Annotated in this window: 9 protein-coding genes and 1 pseudogene; 6 read left to right on the top strand and 4 right to left on the bottom strand. The window is 68.7% G+C overall.

The annotated features are described in order from the left end of the window. Positions 1–116: 116 nt before the first annotated feature. The 3 genes from DPV74_RS36835 to DPV74_RS36845 form a co-directional block, all read right to left on the bottom strand. Entirely contained in the window at positions 117–1,313 is a 1,197-nt protein-coding gene (locus tag DPV74_RS36835; protein WP_060199198.1) for a phosphoglycerate kinase, read from the bottom strand. Positions 1,314–1,593: 280 nt separating this feature from the next. Further along, complete coding sequence (locus tag DPV74_RS36840; RefSeq protein WP_027789225.1) at positions 1,594–1,917, bottom strand: AzlD domain-containing protein; 324 nt, start codon at positions 1,915–1,917, stop codon at positions 1,594–1,596. After that, positions 1,914–2,669, bottom strand: coding sequence for an AzlC family ABC transporter permease (locus DPV74_RS36845; protein WP_059495379.1), 756 nt, complete (start codon positions 2,667–2,669; stop codon positions 1,914–1,916). The genes DPV74_RS36840 and DPV74_RS36845 overlap by 4 nt, the downstream gene beginning before the upstream one ends. A 205-nt stretch (positions 2,670–2,874) precedes the next feature. Here DPV74_RS36845 and DPV74_RS36850 point away from each other — a divergent pair, with 205 nt between their 5' ends. The 6 genes from DPV74_RS36850 (at position 2,875) to DPV74_RS36875 (ending at position 7,440) form a co-directional block, all read left to right on the top strand. Then, positions 2,875–3,798 (top strand): branched-chain amino acid transaminase, encoded by a 924-nt coding sequence (locus DPV74_RS36850; protein WP_011353071.1) that lies wholly within the window; start codon positions 2,875–2,877, stop codon positions 3,796–3,798. Positions 3,799–3,848: 50 nt separating this feature from the next. Continuing rightward, positions 3,849–4,043: a zinc-finger domain-containing protein gene (locus tag DPV74_RS36855; protein ID WP_006749970.1), complete on the top strand. Its 195-nt coding sequence runs from the start codon at positions 3,849–3,851 to the stop codon at positions 4,041–4,043. A gap of 146 nt (positions 4,044–4,189) precedes the next feature. Then, the gene (gene waaF / locus DPV74_RS36860) at positions 4,190–5,227 is read left to right on the top strand and encodes a lipopolysaccharide heptosyltransferase II (protein WP_027785312.1); all 1,038 of its coding nucleotides are present in this window, start codon (positions 4,190–4,192) and stop codon (positions 5,225–5,227) included. 115 nt (positions 5,228–5,342) lie between these two features. Next, on the top strand, positions 5,343–5,789 hold the full coding sequence (locus tag DPV74_RS36865) for a nuclear transport factor 2 family protein (RefSeq protein WP_006749968.1): 447 nt from the start codon (positions 5,343–5,345) through the stop codon (positions 5,787–5,789). A gap of 33 nt (positions 5,790–5,822) precedes the next feature. Continuing rightward, positions 5,823–6,860 (top strand): hydrolase, encoded by a 1,038-nt coding sequence (locus tag DPV74_RS36870; protein ID WP_059699978.1) that lies wholly within the window; start codon positions 5,823–5,825, stop codon positions 6,858–6,860. Beyond that, positions 6,853–7,440, top strand: a complete 588-nt coding sequence (locus DPV74_RS36875) for a DUF2946 family protein (RefSeq protein ID WP_027789222.1) — start codon at positions 6,853–6,855, stop codon at positions 7,438–7,440. The genes DPV74_RS36870 and DPV74_RS36875 overlap by 8 nt, the downstream gene beginning before the upstream one ends. Positions 7,441–7,477: 37 nt before the next feature. Here the strand turns inward: DPV74_RS36875 and DPV74_RS36880 are convergent. Beyond that, positions 7,478–7,889, bottom strand: a pseudogene (locus DPV74_RS36880) (M48 family peptidase); the annotation flags it as partial.

Here is a 7,889-nt window from a genome sequence, read left to right on the forward strand (position 1 = left end):
TGCGCGCGGGGCGGTGTTCGCCCGCGCGGGCGCGCGTTTGCGCTTGCCCGCGCCGGCCGGCTGCTCCGCTTTCGCGGAGCGCGCGGCCTTCATCACCCCTGCGCGCGCCGCCACGCTCAGGCCGCCCGCGTTTCGAGCACTTCCACCGCCGGCAGCTTCTTCCCCTCGAGGAACTCGAGGAAGGCGCCGCCGCCCGTCGAGATGTAGCTGACCTGGTCGTGGATGCCGTACTTCGCGATGGCCGCGAGCGTGTCGCCGCCGCCCGCGATCGAGAACGCGGACGATTTGGCGATCGCTTCCGCGAGCGTCCTGGTGCCGTTGCCGAACTGGTCGAACTCGAACACGCCGACCGGGCCGTTCCACACGATCGTGCCGGCCTTCTCGAGCTGGCTCGCGAGCGCCTTCGCCGTATCGGGGCCGATGTCGAGGATCATGTCGTCCGCTTCGATGTCGGCGACCTGCTTCACCGTGGCCACGGCCGTCGGCGAGAATTCCTTGGCCGTCACGACGTCGGTCGGGATCGGCACCGACGCGCCGCGCTCGCGCGCTTCGTCGATGATCGCCTTCGCCTCGTTGACGAGGTCGGCTTCCGCGAGCGACTTGCCGATCGACAGGCCGGCCGCGAGCATGAACGTGTTCGCGATGCCGCCGCCGACGATCAGCTGGTCGACCTTGCCGGCCAGCGACTTCAGGATGGTGAGCTTAGTCGACACCTTCGAGCCGGCGACGATCGCCACCAGCGGGCGGGCCGGGTTGCCGAGCGCCTTGCCGAGCGCGTCGAGTTCGGCGGCCAGCAGCGGGCCCGCGCACGCGACCGGCGCGTACTTCGCGATCCCGTGCGTGGTCGCTTCCGCGCGGTGCGCGGTGCCGAACGCGTCGTTCACGTACACGTCGCAGAGCTTCGCCATCTTCTGCGCGAGCTCGTCCGAATTCTTCTTCTCGCCCTTGTTCACGCGGCAGTTCTCGAGCAGTACGACCTGCCCCGGCGCGACGTTCACGCCGTTCTCGACCCAGTTCGAGACGAGCGGCACGTCACGGCCGAGCAACTCGGCGAGGCGCTTCGCGACCGGCGCGAGCGAATCTTCCGGCTTGAATTCGCCTTCGGTCGGACGGCCCAGGTGCGACGTGACCATCACGGCCGCGCCGGCGTCGAGCGCGGCCTGGATGGCCGGCACGGACGCGCGCACGCGCGTGTCCTCGGTGATGTTGCCCTGGTCGTCCTGCGGGACGTTCAGGTCGGCGCGGATGAATACCCGCTTGCCGGCGAGCTGGCCGGCGGCGATCAGGTCGGTAAGACGCTTGACTTGGCTCATGTTGAACAGATTGAAGTAGTGGATGGGGAAAGGGGGTTCACGCTGGACGTGCGCGGGCTGCCGCGAAAGGGCGCCGGATGCGGCCGTGGCTGGCGGTTCGCATGACGCGCACGGGTAAAAAATCTCGAACGGGCATTCTAGCCGATCCACCTGGCAGACTGACCCGTGCGGCGGCGAATTCCGCCTATTTGGGATCGCGCGCGGGAACGGACACATTGCCGCACCGCAGCAATGCACCTGCGCGAGCGGCCGGTGCCCGGCGGGCCTGAACGGCGGCTCATCAGAAGATCAGGCGCAGCGCGGTGAACACGAGCATCCCAACGACGATCGTGCCGAGCATGCTGCGGCGCCACAAAAACCAGCCGAGGCCGGCGAGCGACGCGTAAAACGGATGGTTGGACAGCGCGAACGACAGCCCGGCCGGCGTTTCGAGCACGTCGGGCAGCACGACGGCGACGAGCGCTGCGGCCGGCGCGTAGCGTAGCGCCCGCTGCGCGCGTTCGGGCAGCACGGTGCGCTCGCCGCCGATCAGGAACAGCGCACGCGTGACCGCCGTGACGATCGTCATCCCGATGATGACGATCCAGATCTCCGTCGCGCTCATTCGATCTCCTTCTCGTGCACGGTTTCGGTGCGGATGCGCCGCCAGTCGGCCCGTTCAACGAAGAAGTCGGCCGTGCAGCCGGCCGCGAGCGCGGCGAGCACCGCGAGCGGCAGCGCGAGCCGGTACGGCAGGTCGAACGCGACCAGCGACACGATGCCCGCGACCGCGACGGCCGCGAGCGTCGAGCGGTTCGCGACCGCCGACACCATGATCGGGATCAGCGCGAGCGTGCCGGCCAGCTCCAGCCCCCAGCTCGCGGGAAAGAAGCTCGCGAGCAGGATGCCGGCGAGCGACGACACCTGCCACGACAGCCAGCTCGCGAGCGCCATCCCCCAGAAATACGCTTCCTTGCCGGGCACGTGACCGTAGGCGAAGCCCTGTTTCTGGAACAGCAGGTAGATCACGTCGCCGTTGAAATAGCCGATCGCCAGGCGCCGCCACAGCGGCAGGTAGGAGAAATGGGGCGCAAGCCCGGCGCTGAAGATCACGAAGCGCGTGTTGACCATCGCGGCCGTGAGCAGGATGGTCCAGATCGGCAGCTTCGCCGCGAGGAGCGGCAGCACCGCAAGCTGCGACGAGCCCGCGTAGACCAGCAGCGACATCGCGCTCGCCTGCGCGAGCGTCATGACCGACTTGCTCATCGCGATGCCGGTGACGAGCCCCCACGAGAGAATCGCCATCAGCGTCGGGGAATAGTCGCGCGCGCCCTGGATCAGCGCGAAGCGGTCGGTGGCGGACAATCGAGCGAGCATGGGAAGCGGGCCGCGGCGGGCGGTTCGTCGGGCCGCCGGCGCCTCCTGCCGGTACGACCCGTCGTTATTGGAATCGGTACCGGGCGATTATAGCGCCGGCCCCGAGCCGACCGACCGGATCGCCGGCAAATGACGCTAAAATAAGCGTCTTTCCGGCTCAACGCTGCATACAACCCGCTGTACAACTGCTTCCCAGGAGAATCCTATGTCAATGGCCGACCGCGACGGCAAGATCTGGATGGACGGCAAGCTGATCGACTGGCGCGACGCCAAGATCCACGTCCTGACCCATACGCTGCACTACGGCATGGGTGTCTTCGAGGGCGTGCGCGCGTACAAGTCGGCTGACGGCAGCACCGCGATCTTCCGTCTGTACGAGCACACGAAACGTCTGCTGAATTCGGCGAAGATCTTCCAGATGGACGTGCCGTTCGACCGGGAAACGCTCGAAGCCGCGCAGCTGGAAGTCGTGCGCGAGAACAAGCTCGAGTCGTGCTACCTGCGCCCGATCATCTGGGTCGGCTCGGAAAAGCTCGGCGTGGCCGCGAAGGGCAACACGATCCACGTCGCGATCGCCGCATGGCCGTGGGGCGCGTACCTCGGCGAGGAAGGCCTCGCGAAGGGCATCCGCGTGAAGACGTCGTCGTTCACGCGCCACCACGTGAACGTGTCGATGGTCCGCGCGAAGGCGTCGGGCTGGTACGTGAACTCGATCCTGGCGAACCAGGAAGCAACGGCCGACGGCTACGACGAGGCGCTGCTGCTCGACGTCGACGGCTACGTGTCGGAAGGCTCCGGCGAAAACTTCTTCCTGGTGAACAACGGCAAGCTGTACACGCCCGACCTGTCGTCGTGCCTCGACGGCATCACGCGCGACACGGTCATCACGCTCGCGAAGGACGCCGGCATCGAGGTGATCGAGAAGCGCATCACGCGCGACGAGGTCTACACGGCCGACGAGGCGTTCTTCACCGGCACGGCCGCCGAAGTCACGCCGATCCGCGAGCTCGACAACCGCACGATCGGCAGCGGCGCGCGCGGCCCGGTCACGGAAAAGCTCCAGTCGGCGTTTTTCGATATCGTGTCGGGCAAGAACGCGAAGTACGCGCACTGGCTGACGAAGGTCTGAGCGCGCCGCGCCACCGACCGCCCCACAAAAGAGTGATAAGAGAAAGTCTCATGAGTGAAATCAAGGAAATGCCGCTGGTCGAGCTGACGGCCAAGGATCTTCCCGCGTACTGCCCGAACCCGGCCATGGCGCGCTGGAGCGCGCACCCGCGCGTCTTCATCGACGTCTCGCACGGCGAAGCACGCTGCCCGTACTGCGGCACGCGCTACAAGCTGCGCGACGGCGAGGTCGTCAAGGGCCACTGAGCCCCGGCGGCCGGGCCTGCAGGCTTGCAGGCCCGCCGACCCAAGGCGGCGCAGCCGGGCTTCCGGCGCGCCGCCGTTCTCCATTCTGGCAACCCGAACGCGGCGCCTGCGCGCCGCGCTTCATCAAGACATCGGAAGTCGACCTGATGCGTCGAGCGCTGGTTATCGCACCGAACTGGATCGGTGACGCATTGATGGCGCAGCCGCTTTTTGCGCTGCTGAAGAAGCTCCATCCCCGCATCGCGATCGATGCCGTCGCACCCTCGTGGGTCGCGCCCGTGCTCGAGCGGATGCCCGAGATCCACGATGTCTACGCGACCGATCTCGCGCACGGCAAGCTGCAGCTGCTGCGCCGCTGGCAACTCGCGAGCGACCTGCGCGACGTCGGCTACGACGCGGCGTACGTGCTGCCGAATTCGCTGAAATCCGCGGTGATCCCGTGGCTCGCGAACATCCCGCTGCGGATCGGCTACACGGGCGAGCACCGCTACGGGCTGCTGAACGTGCGGCACGCGAACCCGACCAAGTCGGGCGAGCGGCCGCCGATGACGACCCACTACGCGGCGCTCGCGTACGCGCCGGGCGCGAAGCTGCCCGAGTCGATGAAGACGCTGCCCGCGCCGCGCCTCGACGCGGACCTGAACGAGACGGCGCGCGTGTCCGCGCGCTTCAACCTCGACACCCGCAAGCCGCTCGTCGTGTTCTGCCCCGGCGCAGAATACGGCCCGGCCAAGCGCTGGCCGCCCGAGCACTTCGCGTCGCTCGCCACCATCGTCCACCAGTCGTTCCCGTACACGCAGATCGTCGCGCTCGGCTCGCAGAAGGACGCCGCGGCCGCGCAGGCGATCGCCGACCACGCGCCGAACGTGCGCAACCTGTGCGGGCAGACGTCGCTGTCGGAGGCATGCGCGCTGATCGCGCGCGCGAACGCGGTGGTCACCAACGATTCGGGGCTGATGCACGTCGCCGCCGCGCTGCGCCGGCCGCTCGTCGCGCTGTACGGCTCGACGGATCCGCGCCACACCCCTCCGCTGTCGGACCTGGCGAAGGTACAATGGCTCCATCTCGAATGCAGTCCCTGCTTCGAACGTGAGTGCCCGCTCGGCCACCTGAAGTGCCTGCGCGAACTCGGTCCCGAGCAGGTATTCGGCGATTTGCGCGGCATGCTCGTCGGGCAACGCTGACCCTGGCCGGCAGCGTCGCACGACGCGCCGGGCAATCCGATTCACCGGTGTACGGCGGCTCCATCCGGGCCGCCGTGCTGAATACGGCGCGCGACGCGCGCGAGAGATAACCCCGATGCCACGTTTTGCCCGCCTCTTCGAAGCCGCCGCCGATACGCTGAACGCCTACTACCAGGCCGTCGCCGATGCCAATCTCGACGCGCTGCTGGGTTTGTGGATCGACGAGGATTTCGCCAGCTGCGTATGGGCGGACGGCGAGCATCTGCACGGCCTCGACCAGATCCGCAGCGGGCTCGCCAACCGGCTCGCCACGCGCCCCGTGACGATCGAGCCGCTCGACATCCGTGTGTACGACAGCCTCGGCACGGTCGTCTATACGATCGCCGAAGCGCATCAGCAGGCCGACCTGACGGCCGAACCCGACATGGTTTTCGCCACGTACGTGATGATTCACGAGCGCGGCGAGTGGCGCATCGCGCATATTCACGCGAGCCCGATTCCCGAACAGGCGGCCGGACAATTCGCCGCGAAGATCCGTCACGGGCAGGGTCCGCTGCACTGACGAAGAACGAAGCAACGCATTAGCGGGGCGATCATGAGTACGGCTTCTCCGCCCACCTCGCCGCTGACCGGGGCCCCGGCCCCCAACGACGATTCATCGCGCTATCGCGCACCGCGCTGGCTGCCGAACAGCCATGCCCAGACCATCGTGCCCGCGCTGTTCGCACGGCGCCCGGCCGTCGCTTACCGACGAGAGCGATGGGAAACCCCCGACCACGATTTCATCGATCTCGACTGGGTCGCGCATCTCGACAGCGCGGCGCCGCCGCCCGATGCGCCGCTGTTCGTGCTGTTCCACGGCCTCGAAGGCAGCTCGGGCTCGCACTACGCGCTCGCGATGATGGCCGCCGCGCGCGCAAAGGGCTGGCACGCGGTCGTCCCGCACTTTCGCAGTTGCAGCGGCGAGATCAACCGCCAGCCACGCTTCTACCATCTCGCCGACAGCGCCGAAGTCGACTGGATCCTGCGCCGGCTCGCCACGCAGCATCGCGGGCCGCTGGTTGCGGCCGGCGTGTCGCTCGGCGGCAACGTGCTGCTGCGCTGGCTCGGCGAGCATCGCAGCGACACGTCGATCCTGCGGGCGGCCGCCGCGATCTCGACGCCGATCGACGTGCACGCGGGCGGGCGCGCGCTGTCGCAAGGCTTCGCGATGGTCTACACGCGCAGCTTCCTGAAGACGCTCAAGCGCAAGGCGCTCGCGAAGCTCGACCAGTATCCGGGGTTGTTCGACCGTGAAGCGATGCTGCAGGCCGTGACGATGCGCGACTTCGACGAGGTCGTGACCGCCCCGCTGCACGGTTTCGCGGACGCGGACGACTACTGGACGAAGGCGACGACCCGGCCGCTGCTGCCGGCGATCGACGTGCCGACGCTGATCCTCAACGCCCGCAACGACCCGTTCCTGCCCGAGTCCGCGCTGCCGGGCCCGGCCGACGTATCGCCGGCCGTCGAGCTCGACCAGCCCGCGGACGGCGGACACGCGGGGTTCATGACCGGGCCGTTCCCCGGCCGTCTCGACTGGCTGTCGGCGCGGGTGTTCGGCTATTGCTCCAAATTCGTCGACCATGGATGACATCGTCAGGCAGGCCCTCGCCAAATGGCCGAACGTGCCGCACTGCACCGGCTGGCTGCTGCTCGACCGGCGCGGCGAATGGCGGCTGCGCGACGACGCGGCCCAGGCGGCCGGCGAGCTCGGCTCGCCGATCCGGCATGCGGCGCTGAACGCGTTCATCGGCCGCAACTACGAATGCGACGCGCAGGGCCAGTGGTTCTTCCAGAACGGACCGCAGCGCGTGTACGTCGAGCTTGCCTATACGCCGTGGGTCGTCCGCCTGGCCGAACGCGACGGGCAACTCGCGCTCACCGACCAGACCGGTACGCCGTTCGAACCGGACGAAGCATGGCTCGACGACGCGGGCGGCGTGCTGTTTCGCTCGGCCGGCACGGCGCCGCGCATCGCGGCGCTGCACGATCACGATCTCGGGCTGTTCGCCGATCACGCGGATTTCGACGCCGCACCGCCGGTACTGCGCTGGCGCGACGGCCGCACGCTGCCGCTCGGCAGCATCGTCTGCGCGGACGTGCCTGCACGGTTCGGCTACGTCGCCAGCCCGGCACGACAGGCCCGCGACGCGGCCGGCGGCGACGCCTGACCCGCAGCGGCTTCGCGCGCCCGGCGCGCGCCGGACGCTACCCGCGGCCGTTCTTCTCGTCGTCGCGCTCTTCCTTGTAGCGCGCCTCGAATTCCAGCAGCCGTGCACCGATCATCGACTGCTCGTAGAACGAGACGTCCTTCGCGTCGCGCGCTTCCTTCAACTGACGAATCGCCGACGGCCACGCACCGTCGAGCGCAAGCTTCTCCGCGAGCGCGCGGCGCCGCGCCAGCACGTCGCCCTTGCCGTCGCTCGCCTTCGCGAGATAGTCCCACCAGTCCGGCTGCTCGGGGTCGGCCTTCGCCTGCGCGCGCGCCTGCGCCTGCGCGTCGGCGAAACGGCGCGCCGCGATCAGTGCCTGAAGATGCTCGACGATCGCCGCGTGCGACGCCGGCCAGCGCCGCTGCGCGAGCGCCGCGAGCCGCACCGCTTCGTCGGCGCGCCCTGCA

The organism is Burkholderia sp. HAN2018, from assembly GCF_024704855.1.
In the GTDB taxonomy this organism is placed as follows: domain Bacteria; phylum Pseudomonadota; class Gammaproteobacteria; order Burkholderiales; family Burkholderiaceae; genus Burkholderia; species Burkholderia cepacia.

Excerpts from the sequence above, each read along its gene's own strand:
- DPV74_RS36855 (WP_006749970.1), top strand. The coding sequence starts at position 3,849 with ATGAGTGAAATCAAGGAAATGCCGCTGGTCGAGCTGACGGCCAAGGAT.
- DPV74_RS36845 (WP_059495379.1), bottom strand. The coding sequence starts at position 2,669 with ATGCTCGCTCGATTGTCCGCCACCGACCGCTTCGCGCTGATCCAGGGC.
- DPV74_RS36840 (WP_027789225.1), bottom strand. The coding sequence starts at position 1,917 with ATGAGCGCGACGGAGATCTGGATCGTCATCATCGGGATGACGATCGTC.
- DPV74_RS36850 (WP_011353071.1), top strand. The coding sequence starts at position 2,875 with ATGTCAATGGCCGACCGCGACGGCAAGATCTGGATGGACGGCAAGCTG.
- waaF (WP_027785312.1), top strand. The coding sequence starts at position 4,190 with ATGCGTCGAGCGCTGGTTATCGCACCGAACTGGATCGGTGACGCATTG.
- DPV74_RS36870 (WP_059699978.1), top strand. The coding sequence starts at position 5,823 with ATGAGTACGGCTTCTCCGCCCACCTCGCCGCTGACCGGGGCCCCGGCC.
- DPV74_RS36875 (WP_027789222.1), top strand. The coding sequence starts at position 6,853 with ATGGATGACATCGTCAGGCAGGCCCTCGCCAAATGGCCGAACGTGCCG.
- DPV74_RS36835 (WP_060199198.1), bottom strand. The coding sequence starts at position 1,313 with ATGAGCCAAGTCAAGCGTCTTACCGACCTGATCGCCGCCGGCCAGCTC.
- DPV74_RS36865 (WP_006749968.1), top strand. The coding sequence starts at position 5,343 with ATGCCACGTTTTGCCCGCCTCTTCGAAGCCGCCGCCGATACGCTGAAC.